20 protein-coding genes are annotated in these 20,693 nt (G+C 71.3%); 6 read left to right on the top strand and 14 right to left on the bottom strand.

Going from position 1 to position 20,693, the window contains the following annotated elements; all coding sequences use genetic code 11:
- Positions 1–99 precede the first annotated feature (99 nt).
- Positions 100–1,587 (bottom strand): amidase, encoded by a 1,488-nt coding sequence (locus ACWEV3_RS05760; RefSeq protein ID WP_452612763.1) that lies wholly within the window; start codon positions 1,585–1,587, stop codon positions 100–102.
- Positions 1,588–1,726: 139 nt separating this feature from the next.
- Between ACWEV3_RS05760 and ACWEV3_RS05755 the strand changes: the two genes are divergently transcribed.
- A complete protein-coding gene (locus ACWEV3_RS05755; RefSeq protein ID WP_452612762.1) occupies positions 1,727–2,896 on the top strand; it encodes an MFS transporter in 1,170 nt (389 codons plus the stop codon).
- A 246-nt stretch (positions 2,897–3,142) separates the two neighbouring features.
- Here the strand turns inward: ACWEV3_RS05755 and ACWEV3_RS05750 are convergent, their stop codons facing one another.
- The 3 genes from ACWEV3_RS05750 to ACWEV3_RS05740 are packed head-to-tail and all read right to left on the bottom strand — an operon-like array spanning position 3,143 to position 5,516.
- Positions 3,143–4,105: an MBL fold metallo-hydrolase gene (locus tag ACWEV3_RS05750; protein ID WP_452612761.1), complete on the bottom strand. Its 963-nt coding sequence runs from the start codon at positions 4,103–4,105 to the stop codon at positions 3,143–3,145.
- Between the two features lie 44 nt (positions 4,106–4,149).
- Positions 4,150–4,944 (bottom strand): SCO1664 family protein, encoded by a 795-nt coding sequence (locus ACWEV3_RS05745; protein ID WP_452612760.1) that lies wholly within the window; start codon positions 4,942–4,944, stop codon positions 4,150–4,152.
- A 5-nt stretch (positions 4,945–4,949) separates the two neighbouring features.
- Positions 4,950–5,516 (bottom strand): DUF3090 domain-containing protein, encoded by a 567-nt coding sequence (locus ACWEV3_RS05740; protein WP_132480436.1) that lies wholly within the window; start codon positions 5,514–5,516, stop codon positions 4,950–4,952.
- Positions 5,517–5,888: 372 nt separating this feature from the next.
- On the opposite strand from ACWEV3_RS05740, the gene ACWEV3_RS05735 reads away from it, so the two are divergent.
- The gene (locus tag ACWEV3_RS05735; protein WP_132480433.1) at positions 5,889–6,821 is read left to right on the top strand and encodes a S66 peptidase family protein; all 933 of its coding nucleotides are present in this window, start codon (positions 5,889–5,891) and stop codon (positions 6,819–6,821) included.
- Between the two features lie 68 nt (positions 6,822–6,889).
- Here ACWEV3_RS05735 and ACWEV3_RS05730 read toward each other — a convergent pair whose 3' ends face one another.
- Complete coding sequence (locus tag ACWEV3_RS05730; protein WP_452612759.1) at positions 6,890–7,456, bottom strand: CGNR zinc finger domain-containing protein; 567 nt, start codon at positions 7,454–7,456, stop codon at positions 6,890–6,892.
- A gap of 78 nt (positions 7,457–7,534) precedes the next feature.
- Between ACWEV3_RS05730 and ACWEV3_RS05725 the strand changes: the two genes are divergently transcribed.
- Both ACWEV3_RS05725 and ACWEV3_RS05720 read left to right on the top strand, forming a co-directional pair.
- Positions 7,535–8,389 (top strand): alpha/beta fold hydrolase, encoded by an 855-nt coding sequence (locus ACWEV3_RS05725; RefSeq protein ID WP_452612758.1) that lies wholly within the window; start codon positions 7,535–7,537, stop codon positions 8,387–8,389.
- A 13-nt stretch (positions 8,390–8,402) separates the two neighbouring features.
- Positions 8,403–9,032: a uridine kinase gene (locus ACWEV3_RS05720; protein WP_452612757.1), complete on the top strand. Its 630-nt coding sequence runs from the start codon at positions 8,403–8,405 to the stop codon at positions 9,030–9,032.
- Between the two features lie 5 nt (positions 9,033–9,037).
- On the opposite strand, the gene ACWEV3_RS05715 is transcribed toward ACWEV3_RS05720, so the two are convergent.
- The 4 genes from ACWEV3_RS05715 to ACWEV3_RS05700 are packed head-to-tail and all read right to left on the bottom strand — an operon-like array spanning position 9,038 to position 14,342.
- Complete coding sequence (locus tag ACWEV3_RS05715) at positions 9,038–10,621, bottom strand: dipeptide ABC transporter ATP-binding protein (RefSeq protein ID WP_452612756.1); 1,584 nt, start codon at positions 10,619–10,621, stop codon at positions 9,038–9,040.
- On the bottom strand, positions 10,618–11,514 hold the full coding sequence (locus ACWEV3_RS05710; RefSeq protein ID WP_452612755.1) for an ABC transporter permease: 897 nt from the start codon (positions 11,512–11,514) through the stop codon (positions 10,618–10,620). Before ACWEV3_RS05710 ends, ACWEV3_RS05715 begins: the two co-directional genes overlap by 4 nt.
- Positions 11,511–12,548, bottom strand: coding sequence for an ABC transporter permease (locus tag ACWEV3_RS05705; protein WP_452612754.1), 1,038 nt, complete (start codon positions 12,546–12,548; stop codon positions 11,511–11,513). Before ACWEV3_RS05705 ends, ACWEV3_RS05710 begins: the two co-directional genes overlap by 4 nt.
- Before the next feature lie 3 nt (positions 12,549–12,551).
- Positions 12,552–14,342: an ABC transporter substrate-binding protein gene (locus ACWEV3_RS05700; protein WP_452612753.1), complete on the bottom strand. Its 1,791-nt coding sequence runs from the start codon at positions 14,340–14,342 to the stop codon at positions 12,552–12,554.
- Between the two features lie 169 nt (positions 14,343–14,511).
- Between ACWEV3_RS05700 and ACWEV3_RS05695 the strand changes: the two genes are divergently transcribed.
- Entirely contained in the window at positions 14,512–15,339 is an 828-nt protein-coding gene (locus ACWEV3_RS05695) for a M55 family metallopeptidase (RefSeq protein WP_452612752.1), read from the top strand.
- Here the strand turns inward: ACWEV3_RS05695 and ACWEV3_RS05690 are convergent, their stop codons facing one another.
- Positions 15,340–16,053 (bottom strand): Imm1 family immunity protein, encoded by a 714-nt coding sequence (locus tag ACWEV3_RS05690; RefSeq protein WP_452612751.1) that lies wholly within the window; start codon positions 16,051–16,053, stop codon positions 15,340–15,342.
- Between the two features lie 125 nt (positions 16,054–16,178).
- Positions 16,179–16,805, bottom strand: coding sequence for a TetR/AcrR family transcriptional regulator (locus ACWEV3_RS05685; RefSeq protein ID WP_358570947.1), 627 nt, complete (start codon positions 16,803–16,805; stop codon positions 16,179–16,181).
- A 153-nt stretch (positions 16,806–16,958) separates the two neighbouring features.
- Between ACWEV3_RS05685 and ACWEV3_RS05680 the strand changes: the two genes are divergently transcribed.
- Entirely contained in the window at positions 16,959–17,693 is a 735-nt protein-coding gene (locus ACWEV3_RS05680; protein ID WP_452612750.1) for a sugar isomerase domain-containing protein, read from the top strand.
- Here the strand turns inward: ACWEV3_RS05680 and ACWEV3_RS05675 are convergent.
- From ACWEV3_RS05675 to ACWEV3_RS05665, 3 genes are all read right to left on the bottom strand, one after another.
- Positions 17,690–18,511, bottom strand: a complete 822-nt coding sequence (locus ACWEV3_RS05675; protein WP_452612749.1) for an enoyl-CoA hydratase/isomerase family protein — start codon at positions 18,509–18,511, stop codon at positions 17,690–17,692. The genes ACWEV3_RS05680 and ACWEV3_RS05675 overlap by 4 nt on opposite strands.
- A 67-nt stretch (positions 18,512–18,578) precedes the next feature.
- A complete protein-coding gene (locus tag ACWEV3_RS05670) occupies positions 18,579–18,788 on the bottom strand; it encodes a helix-turn-helix domain-containing protein (protein WP_093260265.1) in 210 nt (69 codons plus the stop codon).
- A gap of 188 nt (positions 18,789–18,976) precedes the next feature.
- Complete coding sequence (locus ACWEV3_RS05665; protein WP_358570939.1) at positions 18,977–20,605, bottom strand: ABC-F family ATP-binding cassette domain-containing protein; 1,629 nt, start codon at positions 20,603–20,605, stop codon at positions 18,977–18,979.
- Positions 20,606–20,693: the final 88 nt, after the last annotated feature.

The following is a 20,693-nucleotide window of genomic DNA, read 5'->3' as shown; positions in this document are numbered from 1 at the left end:
AATTGAAACTGCGATGGGTTGTCCACACCCTCCGGCGTGTCGTCGGGCGACACGCCGGAGGACCGCAGTTTCCATTGAAACTGCGGTCCGGGCCCGGGGTCAGCGGAGCATGGGGGGTAGGACGCGGTGGGTCCAGTCGGTGGCCTGCTCGTAGGCGTGCGCCAGTTGCAGGAGCGGCCACTCCGCGTGGTTCCGGCCGATTAGCTGGACCCCCATCGGCAGCCCGGACTCGCTGAAGCCGACCGGCAGGTTCACGATCGGCAGCCCGGACAGCGTCCACGGCGCGACCGTCTCCATCCAGCGGTGGTAGGTGTCCATCGACCGGTCGCCGATCTGCTGCGGCCAGCGCTGCCCGGCCTCGAACGGGAACACCTGCGCGCTCGGCGCGAGCAGGAAGTCGTAGTCCTCGAACAGTCCGGCCACCGCGGCGTACCACTCGTCGCGGCCGGTCAGGGCGCGCGCGATGTCGTCGACCGTCAGCCGCCGGTAGCCCTCGATCTCGAAGACCAGCTCCGGCTTGAGCAGCTCCCGGGTGGCCGGGTCGGCGTGCAGTTCGGCGTTCTTGCGCCCGACCGTCCAGGCCCGCCACAGCAGGAACGTCTCCCATGCCTGCTCGACCGGTAGCCGGCGCGACACCGGCTCCACCTCGCAGCCGATCTCGGCGAAGGCGCCGAAGGACGCCGTGCACAGGTCGAGCAGGCCCGGCTCGGTGGCCAGGTAGCCGTCGAAGTCGCCGATCCAGCCGATCCGGGCCCCGGTGAAGTCGTGTTCCAGGTTCCCGGTGAACAGCTCCGGGTCCTGCTCGATGCTCAGCGGCGCGCGCTCGTCCGGACCGGCCATTGTGGACAGCAGCATCGCGATGTCCCGGACCGTGCGCCCCATCGGGCCGACCACCGCGGGCTCGCTCAGGAATCCCTCGCTCGGGATGCGGCCGAAGCCGGGGCGCAGCGACACGAGGTTTCCCCACGCCGCGGGGTTGCGCAGCGATCCCATGAAGTCGCTGCCGTCGGCGACCGGCAGCATCCGCAGGGCCAGCGCGGCACCGGCGCCGCCGCTGCTGCCGCCCGCGCTGCGCGTGGTGTCGTAGGCGTTGAGCGTCGTGTCGAACACCGGGTTGAAGGTGTGCGAGCCCAGGCCGAACTCGGGCACGTTGGTCTTGCCGACGACGATCGCGCCGGCCTCCCGCATCCGCCGCACGTGCAGGTCATCGGTCGTCGCGACCTGGTCGGCGAAGATCGGCGAGCCCATCGTGGTGGGGAACCCGTTCGCGTGGGAGAGGTCCTTCACCGCGATCGGGAAGCCGTGCATCCAGCCGGTGGGGTCGCCGCGGTCGAGTTCCTGGTCGCGCTGCCGCGCCTGCTCGACGAGCTCGGCTTCGTCGGCGCGGGACACGATCGCGTTCACCGCCGGGTTGAGCCGGTCGATGTGCCGGAGGTAGGTCTCCATCACCTCTTCGCAGGTGATCTCCCGGCGGCGGATCAGCCAGGACAGCTCCACCGCATCCAGCAGCACCAGGTCGGGGACCTCCGGCGCGGGTAGTCGGGAACCGGGCGCCACGACCACGCTGTCTTCCTGTTGTCGACCCACGCTGTCGACCTTTGCGCCTCGGCGGGGGCGCGTCAACCAGACGGTCAGGGAGGCGTGCGTCACGTTAGCGTTGCTAAAAATCCGACGGCTTCGCACGCTGGTAAGACCACCGCACCGCAATGTGCCGCGAGGAGGACGTATGCCCGCAGTGGCCGTCGCCGAGCAGGCTCCGCGGACCATCGGGATCCCGCGGGTGCTGTCATCCGTGGCTGCGGTCGTGACGGTCGGGGTGTTCCCGGTGTTCCTCGTCGGCGGCATGGGCGTGCAGCTCCAGCAGGACCTCGGATTCGGCGCGGCGCTGCTGGGCGTGGGCGCGGCCGGCTTCTTCGGCGTCGCGTCGCTGTCGTCCCGGACGATGGGGTGGGTCGTCGAGCGGATCGGTGCCCGAAAGGGCATGCGGTTGGGAGCGCTCGGCAGCTCGGTCTGCCTGTTCGGACTGGCCCTGGCGCCCGGCGTGCCCTGGCTGCTGGGCCTGCTGTGGGTGGCCGGACTGCCGAACTCGCTGGCCCAACCGGCCTCCAACCTGCTGATCGCGCAAGGCATCCCGGCCAACCGCCGGGGCATGGGCTTCGGCGTCAAGCAGTCCTCCATCCCGGCCGCGACGCTGCTGGCCGGGGTCGCGGTGCCCGCCGTGGCGCTGACCGTCGGCTGGCGGTGGGTGTTCGTGATCGCCGGCGTGGTCGGCCTGGTCGCCGCCGTCGCGGTGCCGCGGCTGCCGGACGCCGAGCGGTCCGTCGCGCGCAGTGCCGATTCCGGCGGGCGCGACGCGGGCCGCGGCGCGCTGCTGTTGCTGGCGATCTCCGGCGGCCTCGGTTCCGCGGCGGCGAACGCGCTCGGCGCGTTCGTCACCACCACCGCCGTCGAGGTCGGGTTCAGCCCGTCCGCGGCGGGATTGGTGCTGTCGCTGGGATCGGCGACCGGGCTGACGATCCGGTTGTGCGCGGGGGTCGTCGCGGACCGCAAGAACCCGAACCTGGTGCGGATGATCACCGCGATGCTGCTGATCGGTTCGATCGGCTTCGGGCTGATGGCGGTGAACTCGCCGGTGGCGTTCCTGATCGGCGTGTCCATCGGCTTCGGCGCGGGCTGGGCCTGGCCCGGGCTGCTGAACTTCGCGGTCGCCAAGATCGCCCCGAACCGGGTCGCCAGCGCCACCTCGTTCACCCAGACCGGTATCTACCTCGGCGGCAGCCTCGGGCCGCTGCTCTTCGGCGTCCTGGCGGAGCAGGCGGGCCTGGCGGGGGCCTGGCTGGCGGCGGGAATCGCGGCGATCCTCGCGGGCGTCCTGCTGCTGTTCATCCGCCGCTGAAGTGCCCGCGACGCCGCAAGTTCCATTGAAATCGAACCTTCGATTTCAATGAGCTTTTTTCATCCTGGTCTGCGGCGTCAGGCCAGGTCCCGAGTGTGCAGGGGTCGTGAGTGCCCATGGTCGTCATAGCGGCCATAGCCACTCACGACCCGACGTCCCGCGGTCGTGAGTGGCTATGGTCGCCACAGCAGCCATGACCACTCACGACCCAGGACACAGGCCATCCGCGCAGAGGATGAAAAAAGGTCAATGGAAATTGCGGACCCCCGACTCCAGGACGCGGGATTCGCCGACCGCCAGGTCCCACAGCCGCTCCGGGTCGCGGCCCGCGTCGCGCCAGGCCTTGCGGATCCGGGTCAGCGGCTCCGTAACCGGCTCGCGGGTCAGCACGAACGTTCCCCAGTGCATGGTCGCCGCGTGCTCCGCGCCCAGGTCGGCCACCGCCTGCACGGCCTCCTCCGGGTCCATGTGCACCGGTTTCATGAACCAGCGCGGGTCGTACGCGCCGATCGGCACCATCGCCACGTCGATGCCCGGGTAGCGCTGCGCGATCTCCGCGAAGTGCGGCCCGTAGCCGCTGTCCCCGGCGTGGTAGACCCGGTGCTCCGGCCCGGTGATCACCCAGCTGCCCCACAGGCTGCGGCAGGTGTCCCGCGGGCCGCGGCGGCTCCAGTGCCGCGCGGGCGCGAAGTCGAACGTCAGCCCGGCGACCTCCGCCGACTGCCACCAGTCCAGCTCGACGACCTCGGTGAAGCCGCGGCGCCGGAACCAGCGGCCCAGGCCCGCGGGCGCCAGCACCGGGGTGGCGCGGGGCAGCCGCAGCACGGTGGGCGCGTCCAGGTGGTCGTAGTGGTTGTGGCTGATCACGACCGCGTCGATGGGCGGCAGCTCGCCGAAGGCGACGCCCGGCGGCGTGAGCCGTCGCGGCACGCCGGGGATCCGCGACGACCACACCGGATCGGTGAGCACCGTCGCCCCGGCCATCCGCACCACGTACGTCGAGTGCCCGACCCAGGTGACCGAGGTGTCCCGCGCCGTCACCGGCGGCAGTCCGGTCCGCAGCACCGGGATCCGGTCGGCGTCCTCCACCCGGCCGCGGAACCCGCCGGTCCACATCAGCCGCATCACGGCCCGGAAGCTGGGCAGCGGCTCGTGCAAGCGGTCCGCGTAGGAGGACTGGATCATCGGCTGCTGGTACTCGGGTCGCACCCGACCAGATTGCCCTGCGCGGCCGCGGGTCCGCACCCGCTGCGTCAGAAGGCGGGCCAGGGGATGGCCGGCCATTCCCCGGACGGCGCGGGGAACACGCCGTCCACCAGCAGCCGCTCGATGCGCGCGTTGACCGCCTGGACTTCCTTCGGGGTGACGTGTTCGGCCAGCTCAGCGGCCAGCTCGCCCTCCATCAGGGCGCGCAGCTCGCCCAGCCGGTCGACGACGTCGCCCGGCAGCGGCTGCCCGATCCAGCCCCACAGCACGGTGCGCAGCTTGTCGTCGGTGTTGAGGCTCACGCCGTGGTCGACGCCGAGCACCCGGCCGTCCGGGGCGTGCAGGATGTGCCCGCCCTTGCGGTCGGCGTTGTTGATCACGATGTCGAGCACCGCCAGCAGCCGCAGCTGCTCGTGGTCGGCGTGCGCGAGCACGACCGGGTCGCCGCGGTGGTCCTGGGCGCGCAGCACGGCCAGCCAGCCGTCCGGGACCTCGCCAGGGGCGACGATGTCGACCAGCTGCGAGTCCTCCTCGACGTCCACCCACAGCTGCACCATGCCCGGCCCGAACGGGCCGTCGCGCAGCAGCGTCGGCGGGATCAGCCCCCAGCCGGTGGCCTCGGACAGCAGGTAGGACGCGACCTCGCGACCGGCCAGCGTGCCGTCCGGGAAGTCCCATAACGGCCGCTCGCCGCGCACCGGCTTGTAGACGCACTCGGCCGACACGCCGTCGGCCTCGATCCCGCAGAACAGCGTCGCGTTGGACGCCTCCACCAGCCGCCCCTGCACGTCCAGCCGGCCGTGCTGGAGCAGCTCCGCGAGCGCGGGATCGCCCGCGTGCACGACCGTCAGACCTCTTCCGAGCGGCGGTAGCCGTTCTGCCGCGGGCAGATGTGCCCGGCGGGGTCCAGCGGCTCGGCGCACAGCGGGCACGGCTTGCGGCCCGCGTTGATGACGCGCTCGGCGCGCTCGGCGAACGCCCGCGCGTGCGCGGGGCTGAGGAACACCCGCAGCGCGTCGGGGCCTTCCTCGGTGTCGTCGAGCACCACCGATTCGTCGATCTCCTCCTCGGTGACCGCGAGGAGCTCTACGACCACCGCCTCGGTTTCGGCGTCCCAGCCCAGACCCATGGTGCCGACCCGGAACTCCTCGTCGACCGGCACCGCCAGCGGGTCGGTGTCGACGAGGTCGTCGGGGGTCTGGCTGGGCAGATCGGTGTTGAACCGGCGCTGCACTTCTTCCAGCAGCGCGCCGATGCGTTCGGCCAGCACCGACACCTGCTGCTTCTCGAGCTGCACGCTGACCGTGCGGACGTCCTCGGACGCCTGCAGGTAGAAGGTGCGATCGCCGGGTTCCCCGACCGTTCCGGCGACGAATCGGTCGGGTTGACGGAAGACGTGGATGACACGAGCCATGACTCCTCCGACCCTAGGCCACCGCGCGCCGTGCGTGCGCGGCTGGCCCCCGTTTCCTTCATCACCGTTGCGAACCGGCCCGGCTTCCGCCGGGTCACCCGCCGGTTTACTCGCTGAACGGGCTCGTCGACCACCTGTTTCAGCGTTGTTCGCCGACGGCGAACTGCGGCGCGCCCCCTCCGGTGCCGATATCCTCACCGACGGTGGTCAAGATCGCGGGGATGGAGCAGGCATGAGCAGCCCTGTGTCAACCTCAGTCCTCCTCAACCGCACCTCAGGGGACCGTGACGCAAGCCAGCCACGAGAAACCACGCAACGGGAGATTGGGCTGGCCACAACCACCACTGTGGATCGCGGAGAGGCGGACCAGTCATGACCATGCGCGAACTACGTCGCCCGCACCGGCTGCGCAGCGGGGACACCGTGGCGCTCGTCGCGCCCGCCGGACCGGTGCCGGAGGACCTGCTCGAAACCGGACTGGAGCAATTGCGCTCCTGGGGCCTGAACACCAGGGTCGGCAAACACGTCCGGGATCGCCACCCGCGCCTGGACTACCTCGCGGGCACCGACGCCGACCGCGCCGCCGACCTGCAGGAGGCGTGGTGCGATCCGGACGTCAGCGCGGTGTTCTGCGTGCGCGGCGGCTACGGCAGCATGCGGATCCTCGACCTCCTGGACTGGACCGAGATGGCCGCGGCCGGGCCGAAGCTGTTCACCGGCTCCAGCGACATCACGGCCCTGCACGACGCGTTCGCCACCCAGCTCGGCCTGGTCACGGTGTTCGGGCCGATGGCCGCGACGAAGGCGTTCACCGAAGACGCGGCGGCGCGGGAGCACCTGCGCCGCACCCTGTTCCAGCCCGAGTCGGTCACCATCCTGACGCGCTCCACCGCGGACGCGCTCGTGCCCGGGCGGGCGCGGGGCATCACCTACGGCGGCAACCTGAGCATCGTCGCGGGTTCCTTCGGCGCACCGGACGCACCGACGCCGCCGGAGCGCGGCATCGCCATGCTCGAAGACGTCACGGAGGACCCGTACCAGCTGGACCGGTTCGTCACGCAGCTGCTGCGCGCGGGTTGGTTCGACCACGCCGCCGGGATCGCGCTCGGTTCCTGGACGGAGTGCGGACCGCTGGAAGAGGTGCGCGCGGTGATGTCGGACCGCCTGGGCGGCCTGGGCGTGCCGATCCTGTGGGAGCTGGGCTTCGGCCATTGCACGGCCCAGCGCACCATCCCGCTCGGGGTGGCCGCCGAACTCGACACCGACGCGCAGCGCCTCTCGATCCTGCAGCCCGCGCTGCTCTAGTTCGCAGGCACTTGTTCTTGAAGCGGCGCAGCCGCTCAGCCCACCTGCGCAACTTGGAAACAGCCCCTCTAGTTCACTTTCTTCCGCGCGTAGTGCTGGCGGGCCTTCGCGCGGTTTCCGCACCGAGCCATCGAGCACCACTGCCGGTTTCGCGCCGGGGAGACGTCGACGAACCGGATCCCGCAGAGGTGGAAGGCGCAGACGGCGACGCGCGGGAACGGCTCGGTGGCGAGCAGGTCGATCGCGTCGACTGCGACCGCCGCCAGCGCGGCCCGCACCGGGTCGTCCGGCGGCGGTCGCCGGGCTTCCACCGACCCGTCCGGGCGCACCAGCAGCTGGGCCGCGGCGCGGTTCTCCGCGCGAGCGGCTTCGTTGATCAGGTCCACATCGGACTCCGCGATGCCGATCCCCTGGGCCCGGGCCTGCAGCGACCGGTCGATCGCCTCGCGCAGCTCGCGCGCGAACTCGACGTGCGCGTCCGCGGGCGCGCTGCCGGCTCGGAGCCCGGCCTCGCGCAGCCATTCGGCCAGGCGATCCGGCGTCACCAGCAGTTCGCGGCCGCCGCAGTAGCGGTCGCGCAGCGTGTTGACCAGATCGAGGCTGGGACGACCGCCGTCCCAGATCCAATCACCCATTCTCGTCCCCTCCGCCGGCCGTCGATATGGCATTCTAAGTTCTAACCCCTCAAGACGGTTAGAATCGGAGTTCGCCGGATGCCGACCGAAGAAGTCGCCCTGATCAACGGTTTGCGCGTGCACTACACGCGGGCGGGCAGCGGCCCGGGCCTGGTGCTGCTGCACGGCTGGCCGCAGACCAGCCACTGCTGGCGGAAGCTGATCCCGGAGCTGGCCCGCACCCACACCGTGATCGCGCCGGACCTGCGCGGCTACGGCCGGACCGACAAGCCCCGCACCGGCTACGACAAGCGCACGATGGCCTCCGACGTGGCCGCGCTGGCCGAATCGCTGGGCTTCGAGTCGGTCAGCGTCGTCGGCCACGACCGGGGCGCGCGGGTGGCGCACCGCTGGGGCCTGGACCGCCCGGCGCAGGTCGACCGGCTGGCGCTGCTGGACGTCGTGCCGACCCGCGAGATGTGGAAGCGGCTGAACACCGAAGCCGGCATGGCCTACTGGCACTGGCTGTTCCACATGCAGCCGGACCTGCCGGAACGCCTGGCCGGCGCCGACGTCGCGGGCTACCTCGGGTATTTCTTCGAGCGCTGGACGGTCAACCGGCACGGCCTGGAAGCCGCGGCGATCGACGAGTACGTGCGCGCCTTCTCCGCGCCCGGCGCGCTGCGCGCCGGTTTCGACGACTACCGGGCGTCGTTCCCGCACGACAGCGAGCACGACGACGTCGACGCGGCGGCGGGCCGGAAGCTGACCATGCCGGTGCTGGCGCTGTGGGGCTCGGCCGGCCTGCCCGCCCGGCTGCCGATGCGCGAGATCTGGCTCGACTACGCCGACGACCTCACCAGCGCCGAAATCCCGGAATGCGGCCACTTCCTGCCCGAGGAACGCCCGGAAGCGGTGCTGGCGCACCTGCGGGAGTTCCTGAAGGCGGCTTGATACCTTCGGGCCCATGCGCGTCCGCCCCATCTCCCCCGACCTGCTGGCCGCGGAGGTGGTGGACCGCATCGATGCCCTGCGGGGCCGCTGGGCTCGGGTGGCGGTGGACGGCGCACCCGCCGCCGACACCGGCGATTTCGCCGCCGCGCTGGTGGAACCGCTGCGGGCGCTGGGGCGCGAGGTGGTCCGGGTGCGCGCCGCGGACTACCTGCGCCCGGCCTCGCTGCGACTGGAACACGGCCGCCACGACCCGGACTCGTTCTACGAGAACTGGTTCGACCTGAAAGCCCTGACCCGCGAGGTGCTGACCCCGCTGTCCGCGAGCGGAAACGGCCAGGTGCTACCCGCCTTCTGGGACGCCGAAGCGGACCGCTCGCCCCGACTCGCCCGCATCGCCCTCCCGCCCCGCGGGGTGGCCATTGTGGACGGACCGCTGCTGCTCGGCGCGGGCCTGGACTTCGACTTCGCGATCCACCTCTGGCTCCCGGAAGCGGCCCTGCAGCGGCGAACCCCGGAACCGGACCGCTGGACGCTGCCCGCATTCCGGCGCTACGCCGAAGAAGCCACCCCGGAACGCCTCGCGGACCTCGTGGTCCGAGTCGACCGCCCAGGCCGCCCCGCCATCGTCGACAGCCTCGACTGAAACGGCTACGCCACGCGGCGCTCGACGGACGGGACGGCGGCCAGGAGCGTCTTCGTGTAGTCGTGCTTGGGGTCGAGCAGGACCTGCTCCACCGGGCCGACCTCCACCAGATCGCCATGGTACATCACCGCCACCCGGTCCGCGATGTTCCAGGCCAGGCCGAGGTCGTGGGTGATCACCAGCGTCGACAGGCCGCGTTCGACCCGCAGGCGCAGCAGCAGCGCCAGGATCTCGCCGCGCACCGTCGCGTCCAGCGACGCCACCGGCTCGTCCGCGATCAGCACCCGCGGTTCCAGCACCAGCGCTCCCGCGATCACCACGCGCTGCCGCTGGCCGCCCGAGAGCTCCTGCGGCAGGCGGCCGAAGAACTTCTCCGCAGGCCGCAGCTCCGCCGCCTCCAGCGCCGCCGCGACACGACCGCGCTCGTCGTCGGTGATGCCGTGGATCCGCAGACCTTCCGCCACCGCTTCGTAAACCGTGTGCCGGGGGTTGAGCGCGCCGGTCGGGTCCTGCAGCACCAGCTGCACCTGCTTGCGGTACTCGCGCAGCCCGGCGCTGCCGGTCGGCAGCGGCACGCCGTCGAAGCGCACCGCACCGCCCGTCGGCTGCTGCAGCCCCAGCATCGTCCGGGCCAGCGTCGTCTTGCCGGAGCCGGACTGGCCGACCAGCGCGACGATCTCGTTCTCGCCCACCTCCAGGTCCACCCCGCGCACGGCGCGCACGGTCTGCCCGGAACGGCTGGTGAAGTCGACCGACACCGCCTCCGCCGACAGCAGCGCGGGCCCGCTCGGCGCCCCTTCGGTGAGCCGGAACCGCGGGTCGCCGACGGTCGGGAAGGCACTGGCCAGCGCCTGGCTGTGGGCGTGCTGCGGATCGGTCATGACCTGCCCCGACGGACCGTGCTCGACGACCTGCCCCTGGTACATCACCGCCAGCCGCTCGCAGCTGGCCGACAGCACCGACAGGTCGTGGCTGATCATCAGCAGCGCGATGCCGCGCTCGGCGACCAGCCGGCCCATCAGATCCAGGATCTGGGCCTGCACCACCACGTCCAGCGCCGTGGTCGGCTCGTCGGCGATGACCAGGCGCGGCTCGCAGGCCAGCGCCATCGCGATCATCACCCGTTGCTTCTGCCCGCCGGACAGCTCGTGCGGGTAGGCGTCGGCCCGCTCCGCGGGCAGCTCCACCTGCGCGAGCAGCTCCGCGACCCGCTTGCGCAGGTCGCCGTTCGCCCGGCCGTGCAGCTTGATCGGCTCGGCGATCTGATCGCCGATGGTGCGCACCGGGTTCAACGCGTGCATGGCGCCCTGGAACACCACCGAAGCGCTCGCCCAGCGCACCGCGCGCAGCTGCCCGAACGTCATCTCGCGCACGTCCTGACCGTCCAGCAGGACCTCGCCGTCGATGCGCGCCGAACTCGGCAGCAGTCGCAGCACGGACATCGCCAGCGTCGTCTTCCCGCAGCCGGATTCCCCTGCCAGGCCGAGGGTTTCGCCCTCGCCGAGGCTCAGGCTCACGCCGCGCACCGCGGGTTCCTCGGAGCCCCGATAGGTCACCGACACGTCCCGGAATTCCAGAATCGGAGTCACCGCCGCCCCCGCAGCCTCGGATTGAACACGGCCTCCAGCGCCCGTCCGCAGAGCGTGAAACCGAGCACCACCACCACGATTCCCACGCCCGGCGGCAGCAGGTACCACCACGCGCCGCCGGTCACCGCACCGGTGTCCATCGCGGACTTCAGCATCGAGCCCCACGAAACCATGCTCGGATCGCCCAGGCCCAGGAACGACAGCGTCGACTCGGCGATGATCGCGCTGGCCACCGACAACGTCGTGTTGGCGAACACCAGCGGCAGCACGGCGGGCAGCACGTGGCGGCCGATGACGTGGCCGTGCCCCGCGCCCAGCGCCCGGGCCCGCTCGATGTAGGGGCGGGCCTCGATCGTCAGCGTCTGCGCGCGCACCATCCGCGCCGTCGGCGGCCACGCCGTCACCCCGATGGCCAGCACGATCGTCCACAGCCCGCGGGCGAGCACCGTGGACAGCGCGATGGCCAGCACCAGCGACGGCAGGACCAGGAAGAAGTCGGTGAAGCGCAGCAGCACCCGGGAGGTCCAGCCGCCGAAGTGCGCGGCGAGCACCCCCACCACGGTGCCGATCAGCACCGACAGCACGGCCGCCGACAGGCCGACGACCAGCGAAACCCGCGCGCCCCACCAGGTCAGCAGCAGCACCGAACGCCCGGATTCGTCGGTGCCGAGCCAGAATTCGCCGCTCGGCGCCTGCAGCGGGCGGCCCGGCGCCCGCGTGACGTCCAGGCCGCCGGCATCGGTGAGCAGCGGCGCGAACAACGCCAGCAAACCGACCACGACCAGCACCACGAGCCCCACCAAACCGGCCCGGTCGGCGCGGAAGACGCGCCACGCCTCGGCCGCCCTGGCCCGGCGGCGAGCCCGGATGATCTGCCCTGCGGTGGCCGTCATGATTCCCGCACCCTCGGATCGAGCACCCGGTAGAGCACATCGGCCAGCACGTTCATCACCACCACGCTCCCCGCAAGCACGATGAAAATGCCCTGCAGCAACGGAAGGTCCGGCACCCGCAGCGCCTCGTAGGTGAGCAATCCCAGGCCCGGCCAGGAGAACACCGTCTCCACCGTGATCGCGCCCCCGACCACCAGACCGAGCCGCAGGAAGATCAGCGTGACGGTGGGCAGCAGCGCGTTGGGCACCGCGTGCCGCCGCCGCACCAGGTCCTCGCGCAGGCCCTTGGCGCGCGCGGTGGTCAGGTAGTCCTCGCCCATCTCCTCCAGCAGCGACGAGCGCATCACCATCAGGTACTCGGCGTAGATCACCGCGACCATCGTCAGCGCGGGCAGCACGAGGTGGTGGGCGACGTCGAGGACCTGCGGCAGCAGCTCCGGCGGCGTGTCCGGCGAGGAGATCCCGCCGACCGGGAACATGCCCGGGATCGGCCCGACACCGACGCCGAAAGCCATCAGCACGATCAACCCGAGCCAGAACGTCGGCACCGACCACAGCGTCAGCGCGATCGACGTCGAGGTCTTGTCGAAGGCGCCGCCGTGCTGCCACGCCGCGCGCGAGCCCATCCACAGCCCCAGCAGCACGGCGATCAGGGTCGCCGTGCCCACCAGCAGCACGGTCGGGCCGATGCGGTCGAGGATCAGCTCGCCCACCGGGCGGCTGTAGGTGTAGGAGGTGCCGAGGTCACCGCGCAGCAGGTTGCCGAGGAAGTCCAGGAACTGCTTCCACAGCGGCTGGTCCAGGCCGAACCGCTCGCGCAGCACGGCGATCTGCTGCTCGGTGACCGGCGCGCCGTGGGTCATGGTGCGCACCGGGTCGCCGGGCATCACCCGGAACAGGAAGAAGCCCAGCACCGCCACCAGGAACAGGCTCACCAGGCCGCCGCCCAGCTTGCCCGCCACGTAGCGGACCGCCCGGCGGCCGCCGCCGGTGGGCGGCGCCGGTTCTGCGACTGTCGCGAGTGCTTGGGACACGGTTCACTCCCGGGTGTCGGCGGTCGCCCGGCGGCGGACCACCACGAGCGCGACGACGACGCCGACCAGCACCACGACCCCGCCGAGCACCCAGGCGGCGCCGGTGTAGTCGGTGCCCGAGCCGCTCAGCGCCTTGTCCGTGGGCTGGGCGCCGTAGTAGCCCCAGTAGCCCTGCTGCGCCACGATCACGCCATCGGCCTTCGGTTGCAGGGTGAACCCGCTGTAGCGGTCGGACCGGTAGGCCTCCAGCGAGTTCTGGTACCACAGGATCAGCCCGGCGGCCTGGTCGTAGAACCGGGCCTGCGCCTGCTGGACCAGGTCGACGCGCTTGTCCTTGTCGAACTCGCCGAGCTGCCGGTTGTACAGGTCGTCGTACTGCTGGTCGCACAGGAACGTGTCCGGGTTGCCGCCGCCGCTGGGCGTCGGCCGGGACGCGCAGGTCTGCAGCCGCAGCACGTAGTCCGGGTCCGGGTTGGCCGACCAGCCGCTGATCACCATGTCGTAGTCGGCGCTGGTGGTGCGGTCGTTGAGCTGGTTGTCCGACACCGGCTGGAGTTCGACGTTGATGCCGAGATCGGCCAGCCACCGCTTGACGAACTCGCCGACCTGGGTGTCCTCCGACCGGGACCCGTGCAGCACGAGGTTGAACTCCAGCGGCTCGCCCTGCGGGGTGCGGCGGATGCCGTCGGCGCCGCGGGCGTAGCCCGCCTCGTCGAGCTTGCGGTTGGCGGCGGCCGGGTCGAAGGTCCGCGGCTGCGGCGGCGTCCACTGGTAGTCGGAGAAGATCGGCGGCAGGTACCCGCCGCCCTCCTGGCCGTAGCCGCCGAGCACCCGGTCCACCAGGACCTTCCGGTCGATCGCCTGGTCGATGGCCTGCCGCACCCGCACGTCCTTCAGCGCCGGGTGGCCGCTGCCGATCGGCTCGTTCTCGCTGTTGGTCGCGCCCGGGTTGAGCGACAGTTCGAAGAACCGCCGCCCCTGGCCCTTGACCTGCTCGATGTCGGCCTCGCCGGCCAGCGCGTCGAACTGCGCCGGGGTGAGCTTCTGGACGACGTCGACGTCGCCCTTGCGCAGCGCCTGCACCGCGGCGTCGCTGTTCTTGAACTGGACGAACTGCAGTCCCGCGACCTTCGGTGCGCCGCGCCAGAAATCGGGGTTGGCGGTCAGCGTGACGTCCTGCTCCGCGCGGTAGCCCGTGAGCGTGAACGGCCCGCTGCCGACCACCGGCATCTGGTCGTTGGCGAAGCCCGCGACGTCGGTGACCTTCGACCACACGTGCTCGGGCACGATCGGCGCGTCGATCGCCAGCATCGTGGCCTGCGGCGTCTTGGTGCGGACGACCAGCGTGGTGTCGTCCGGTGCGGTGACGGTCTCGAAGTTCTCCACGAAGTTGCCGTTGGCGGTGCTCGCGGCCGGATCGGTCATCATCCGGTTGAACGTGTAGGCGGCGTCGCGGGCGGTCACCGGCTGCCCGTCGGACCACTTGACGCCGGCCCGGATCCGGAAGGTCCAGGTGAGCTTGTCCGGGGACGGCTCCCAACTCTCGGCGAGCTCCGGCATCACCGAGAAGTCGTCCGGGCTGTACGTGGTCAGCGTCGGGTAGATGGAGCGGAAGATGTCGGTGGAGGCCAACGTGTACCCCAGGAAGGGGTTCAGCGAGTCGATCTGCTGCTGCAGCCCGATCCGCAGCGTCGCGCCCTCCTGGCGCGCGCCGTCCTGCTGCGCGGTTGCCGGCATCGGCACCAACAAGGCGACCAGCAGCGCAGTCCAGAGCACGGCGAATCGTCTGCCCACGGCGACCCCTCCTTCGTGGCGAGTGAGAAGAAGGAACCACCTTCAGGCGCTGTTCGTCAATGGTTAACCGGCGGTTGTCTCCGAGCGGCATCACGCACAGGTACCGAACCGTTACCCGATCGGCGAGCCGCGCCTCGAATGTCTGGTCGTGGGGCATAGATTGGGCGGCGTGCGGATCTTGCTCTCAGCGGACATGGAAGGCGTCACCGGCGTCACCTGGACCGACGACGTGGTGCCTGGAACCGAGCAGTGGCAGCGCTTCCGGCGCCTGTTCACCGGAGATGTCAACGCGTGCGTCGAAGGGCTCTGCGCGGCGGGCGCCACCGGCGTGCTGGTGAACGAAGCGCATTCGTCCCAGCGGAACCTGCTGCTGGAGGACCTCGACGAGCGCGCGGTGCTGCTGACCGGGCGGCACAAGCCGCTGTCGATGATGCAGGGCATAGAGTCCGATGTGGACGGTGTGGCGTTCGTCGGCTACCACGCGGGCGCCGGCGAGGAAGGCGTCCTTTCCCACACCTACCTGGAGAACTCCATCACCGGGGTGTGGCTCGACGGCGCGCCCGCCGGCGAGGGCGGCCTCAACGCGGCGCTCGCCGCCGAGTACGGGGTGCCGGTCCTGCTGGTCACCGGCGACGACCGGGCCTGCGCCGAGGCCGCCGGGTACGCGCCCGCGGCGAAGACCGTCGTGGTGAAGGAATGCGTCAGCCGCTACGCGGCGATCTGCCGCCCGCCGGCCCGCACCGCGGCCGACATCCGCGCCGCGGCAAGCGAAAGCCTGCGCCTGGCCGAGCGGACCGGAGGCGTGGCCCGCCCGCACCGCATCGAGGTGGAATTCGACGCCGCGCACCTCGCCGCGGCCGCCGCGGTGATCCCGACCGTCGAGCAGCTGGGCGTGCGGCGGGTCGGGTTCGACGCGCCGGACATGACCGAGGCGATGAAGGCGTTCAAGATCGTGACGACCATCGCCGCGCGCGCCGTCCAGGGCATCTACGGCTGATTACAGATCGCCCCAGCGCGCAGCCTGCCACTGCACGGCCGACGGCCGCTGCCCGGTTCGGGTGAATTCGTCCAGCGCCGCCCGGAGTTCCCGGAACGGCAGCACCGCGTTGCGCGGGAACTTCAGCGTGCTGCCCGCGTCGAACGGCAGTGCGGGCGCGTCCGCCGACGGCTCCGGGTTGAGCGTGTGCCAGGAGTCGAGGTCGCCTTCCTCGGACTCCTCGGTGAAGTTCAGGACGCCGACCTCGGCCTCCGCGTCGGTGACGATCCGGATCTGCTGGTACGGCCCGGCCGCGTCCGGATCCTCGTGCGGGCGGTCCCAGACGTAGAGGTGGCTGGCGCCGGGCTGCTGCGGCCGGAGCACCCGGTCCACCAGCTCGGCCTTGTCGTCCTCGGTCTGCGCGTAGTACCGCTCGCCGTCGGCCACCACGGTCGCGACCGTGATCCCGAGTTCGGTGTTGCGGGCCCCGATCGCCTCGGAACGCAGGCCTTCCAGGCAGATCCGCGCCTCCTTCAGCGCCTTGATCGCCGCGCCCTGGTGGAACACCAGGTCTCCCCAGTACGGGTGGCCGAGCACCTTGTTGAGGTCGGCGTAGACCTCGTGCGTCGCCTCGATCAGCTTGTCCAAGGCGTCCACCGGGACGTCCGTGAGGCGGGCGAACACGACCGCAGGCGGTTCGAGCGGGCCGGTCTCGTCCGGTGCTGGATTCGACATGGGTTCCCTGCATCCACTTCGATCGTGGGCGACCCCCAGGACGCCCTGCCCAGATCTCGTTCCCCCCAAAGGCTACCGTGCGTCATACGGCGGTCCCGCAGCGCCATCGCACGGTCGCCCGGCGATCAGCTGGCGTGGTCGCGCAGCACGCTGATCGCCGGTTCGTCCCGCACCGAGGCGAGGGACAATAACGCCCGCGCGAGCCCGTCCGGGTCGTCGAACCCGAGCTCCTCGACCAGATCGTCGGGCAGGCTGAGCATCGACAGCGCGACGCCGAGCATGCCCGCATCGAGCAATCCCGCGCCGCGGCGGCTCATCCGGCGCCCCACCGCGGCCTGCAGCTGCACCGCGGTGTCCACATTGGCCTCGGTGATGTCCCCGAGCTCCTCGCGCACTTCGGGATTGCGCACCGCCTCCAAGTGCAGCTCGAACAGCGCCAGGAACTGGGAGCGCGCACTCGTCGACATCCGCCGCAGCATCGCCGCGTACAGCGCGGTGATGTCCTCGCCGGTGACGTCGGCGGGAACCTGGCTGCGCAGGCCGCGCAGCGCCTCGGTGTGCTGGGCGGCGAGGTAGCGCGCAACGGCCAGGAACACCGCGCTGCGCGTCGGGTAGTAGTTCTTGGTCGTGCCCTCTGGAACCTCGGCCTCGCGATCGATGGCGCGGTGCGTCAGCCCGCGGCCTCCATCGCGCGCCAGCACCTCGATGGCGGCGTCGGCGAGCAGTTCCCGGCGGTTGCCTCGTTGCGGCATGCATCCCCTGGCTGTTCGATCTTGCAGGCTGATCAACAGCGTAGCCCGCGCACCACACCAGTGGTGGGCAGGGGCACGCCGCGCGCCTTGACCGGCATCCCCGCGATTGGTATAGACCTCATGTCCGCGATCACCTCGCCACGGGAGCGCAAGATGTCGGAAACAGGCCCGGTTCACGCCGAGCAGACGCTGGAACACCTGCGAAAGATCGGCACCCACAACGCCGAGGCCCTGCGGGCCGCCGCCGACCGCCTCTTCGCAGCGGTCCGGACGGACGGCCTCGTGTTCACCGCGGGCGCGGGCCACTCGCTGGCCGGCGTGATGGAGTCGTACTACCGGGCGGGCGGCCTGGCCGCGGTGCGGCCGCTGTACCACCCGGACCTGCTGCCCCTGCACGGCGCGGTGGCCAGCACCAGGACCGAACGCCGCACCGGCCTGGCCGAGGAGGTGCTCACCGCGGCCGGTTTCCGGGGCGGCGCGGACGCGCTGGTGGTGTTCTCCAACTCCGGGGTGAACCCCTACCCGGTGGAACTTGCCAGGCTCGCCCACGCGGCGGGCTCGACGGTCGTGGCGATCACCTCGCCGACGGCCAGCGCCGAGGCCCCGAAGCGCGCGGGCACGACGCTGGCCGAAGAAGCCGAGATCGTGCTGGACACCCTGGTCCCGGGCGGTGACGCGAGCTACCCGCCGGCGGAGCCGGTGACGGCACCGCTGTCCTCGATGGCGAACGCGTTCCTGTGGAACATGCTGCTGGTGCAGATGTACGACCTGGCCGGCGCGGCCGGCGTCGACCTGCCGGTCTGGCGCAGCTCGAACACGGTCGGCGGCGACGAAGCCAACGCCGCCAACCTCGCGCACTACGGAGCGCGGGTGCCCGGCCTGAACTAGTCCGAGCCGAACTGCTCGGCCAGTTCCGCGATGCGGCGCAGCTGGGCGGCGCGCTCGGCGGCGAGCTGCTGCTCCGGGTCGACTGCCTCGTCGGCCTGGACCAGCAGCGCCAAGGTCTCGCGGACCGCGCCGTCCGGCGGTTGGGCGACGGCATCGGCGAGCTGATCCACGGCGTCGTCGAGCAGGTCGGGTTCGACGACGGAGTTGGCCAGACCGAGCCGCAGTGCCTCGTCCGCCTGAATTTCCCGCCCGGTCAGGCAGATTTCCACTGCCCTTGCGTAACCAACGGTCCTGACCAGGGGCAACGTGCCGCCAAGATCCGGCACGAGCCCCAGGCCGGTCTCCGCCATGCGCAGCCGGGCATCGGTGGCGAGCACGCGCAGGTCGCACGCCAGGGCGAGCTGGAAACCAGCGCCGATGGCGTGCCCCTGCACGGCCGCGATGGTCACCCGATCGGGTTCGCGCAGCCAGCTGAACCCCTGTTGGAAGCCGGCGATCTCGGCATCGGCCTGCTCGGTGGGGCGCTGGGCCAGCGCCGCCAGCCCGGGCGCCCCGTCGACGTCGGCGAAACCGAAGAGCCGGCGGTCCAGGCCGGCCGAGAACGACCGGCCCACGCCGCGCACCACCACTACCCGGACCTCCGGGCCCAGGGATCGTCCGATCTCCCGCAGCGCCTGCCAGGTGTGCGGTGTCTGCGCATTCAGCTTGTCCGGGCGGTCCAAGGTGATCGTGGCCCGCCGCCCGTGGATCGTGAACCCCACACCGCCACGATCCAACAGGCCGGCGTCCACTATCGAATCCGCCAAGCGGACCTCCATTGCAGATCTGAGCAGATCTCTGGAGTCGTGCTATGTCGTAGGTGCAGACGGCCGGTGGCCGTCGTGCTCACTTCTTCTTCGAGCGCGTCGCGCCCCCGCGGCCCCGCAACTGCACGCCTGATTCGCTCAGGACGCGGTGCACGAACCCGTAGGACCGGCCGGTCGACTCGGCCAGAGCGCGGATGCTCGCCCCCTTCTCGTACTTCTTTCTCAGGTCACTGGCAAGCTTGTCCCGCGCGCTACCCGTGATGCGCGCGCCTTTCTTCAGCTCAGCCACGGTGTCCCCGCCTTCCCTCTGAGCAGGTCGGGCCTCGCGACCCCTGTCAGCGCAATGATCGAACAGGAAACGCGGGAACGCCAGGCGATCATGGAAAAAAGATCGGCCAACGGTCGAGATGACCGCGCGGCGATCACCGGAATGCACTAATCCATCCGTAGTAGCGGACGCTGCGAGCGCAACCTCGGCTAGGCCAACTGGACGAGGTCCAAGTAGTCGTCCGACCAGTGGTCTTCGGTCCCATCCGGCAGCAGGATGACCCGTTCCGGTTCGAGTGCCTGAACCGCGCCGGGATCGTGCGTGACCAGCACGACGGCGCCGGCGAAGCTGCGCAGCGCGTCGAGCACCTGCTCGCGGCTCGCCGGGTCGAGGTTGTTGGTCGGCTCGTCCAGCAGCAGCACGTTCGCCGCGCTGGAGACCAGGCCCGCGAGCGCGAGCCGGGTCTTCTCGCCGCCGGAGAGGGTGCCGGCTGGCTGCTTCAACTGCTCGCCCTGGAACAGGAACGCGCCGAGCAGGGTGCGCAGCTGCTGCTCCGGGGTGTCCGGCGCGGCGCTGCGGACGTTCTCCCACACCGTCGCGTCGTGGTCCAGCGTTTCGTGCTCCTGCGCGAAGTACCCGACGCGAAGCCCGTGACCAGGCACGATCTCACCCGAATCGGGCTTCTCCATGCCGCCGAGCAGGCGCAGCAGGGTGGTCTTGCCCGCACCGTTGAGGCCGAGGATGACGACCTTGGCGCCGCGGTCCACCGCCAGGTCGACGCCGCTGAAGATCTCCAGCGAACCGTAGGACTTGGACAGCCCGTCGGCGGTCAGCGGGGTGCGCCCGCACGCGGCCGGCTCCGGGAAGCGGATCTTGGCGACCTTCTCCTGGGCCTGCTCCGTCTCCGCCTCGGCCAGCAGCTTCTCCGCCCGGCGGGCCATGTTCTGGGCCGCGACCGCCTTGGTCGCCTTGGCCCGCATCTTGTCCGCCTGCGCCATCAGGGCCGACGCCTTCTTCTCGGCGTTGGCGCGCTCGCGGCGGCGGCGCTTCTCGTCCGCGGCGCGGGCGTCCTGGTAGCGGTCCCAGTCCATGTTGTACACATCCGCCTCGCCGCGGATGGCGTCCAGGAACCACACCTTGTTGACCACGGCCGCCAGCAGCTCCACGTCGTGGCTGATGACCACCAGGCCGCCGTCGTGGTTCTTCAGGAAGTCGCGCAGCCAGTTGATCGAGTCGGCGTCGAGGTGGTTGGTCGGCTCGTCGAGCAGCAACGTGCTGGCCGAACCGCCGCCGGGCCCGGCCTCCGACGCGGCGAACAGGATCCGGGCGAGCTCCACGCGGCGGCGCTGACCACCGGAGAGCGTGCGCAACGGCTGGTTGAGCACCCGGTCGGGCAGGCCGAGGTTGCTGCAGATGCGCCCGGCCTCGCTCTCCGCGGCGTAGCCGCCGCGCGCGGCGAAGCGCTCCTCCAGCCGGCCGTAGCGGGCGATCGCCTTGTCCCGCTCCCGGTCGTCGACCAGCTCGGCCATCGCGGTCTGGGCCTTCTCCATGTCGCGGATCAGCTGGTCCAGCCCGCGCGCGGAGAGCACCCGGTCCTTCGCCGTGACGGTGAGGTCGCCTTCGCGCGGGTCCTGCGGCAGGTAGCCGATCTCGCCGCGGCGGATCACGTCGCCTGCGTAGGGCTGGCCCTCGCCGGCGAGCACGCGCAGCGTCGTCGTCTTGCCCGCGCCGTTGCGGCCGACCAGGCCGATCCGGTCGCCGGGCTGGACGCGCAGGGTCGCGTCGGAGAGCAGGATGCGGGAGCCGGCGCGCAGTTCCAGGCCGGTGGCAGAAATCAAGGGGAACTCCGAAAGTCGGTGGTCAAGCGATTCCATGAGCGCGCCCACCGGCCGGGCCGGGTGGGCGCGGGCACTGCTGAGCGGCTCG

Source organism: Saccharopolyspora sp. NPDC003752 (genome assembly GCF_053605825.1).
The sequence above is the reverse complement of the archived record's forward strand: the minus strand, read 5'-3'. Positions and strand labels throughout refer to the sequence as shown.

Excerpts from the sequence above, each read along its gene's own strand:
- ACWEV3_RS05755 (WP_452612762.1), top strand. The coding sequence starts at position 1,727 with ATGCCCGCAGTGGCCGTCGCCGAGCAGGCTCCGCGGACCATCGGGATC.
- ACWEV3_RS05740 (WP_132480436.1), bottom strand. The coding sequence starts at position 5,516 with ATGGCTCGTGTCATCCACGTCTTCCGTCAACCCGACCGATTCGTCGCC.
- ACWEV3_RS05735 (WP_132480433.1), top strand. The coding sequence starts at position 5,889 with ATGACCATGCGCGAACTACGTCGCCCGCACCGGCTGCGCAGCGGGGAC.
- ACWEV3_RS05730 (WP_452612759.1), bottom strand. The coding sequence starts at position 7,456 with ATGGGTGATTGGATCTGGGACGGCGGTCGTCCCAGCCTCGATCTGGTC.
- ACWEV3_RS05725 (WP_452612758.1), top strand. The coding sequence starts at position 7,535 with ATGCCGACCGAAGAAGTCGCCCTGATCAACGGTTTGCGCGTGCACTAC.
- ACWEV3_RS05720 (WP_452612757.1), top strand. The coding sequence starts at position 8,403 with ATGCGCGTCCGCCCCATCTCCCCCGACCTGCTGGCCGCGGAGGTGGTG.
- ACWEV3_RS05710 (WP_452612755.1), bottom strand. The coding sequence starts at position 11,514 with ATGACGGCCACCGCAGGGCAGATCATCCGGGCTCGCCGCCGGGCCAGG.
- ACWEV3_RS05690 (WP_452612751.1), bottom strand. The coding sequence starts at position 16,053 with ATGTCGAATCCAGCACCGGACGAGACCGGCCCGCTCGAACCGCCTGCG.
- ACWEV3_RS05685 (WP_358570947.1), bottom strand. The coding sequence starts at position 16,805 with ATGCCGCAACGAGGCAACCGCCGGGAACTGCTCGCCGACGCCGCCATC.
- ACWEV3_RS05680 (WP_452612750.1), top strand. The coding sequence starts at position 16,959 with ATGTCGGAAACAGGCCCGGTTCACGCCGAGCAGACGCTGGAACACCTG.
- ACWEV3_RS05675 (WP_452612749.1), bottom strand. The coding sequence starts at position 18,511 with ATGGAGGTCCGCTTGGCGGATTCGATAGTGGACGCCGGCCTGTTGGAT.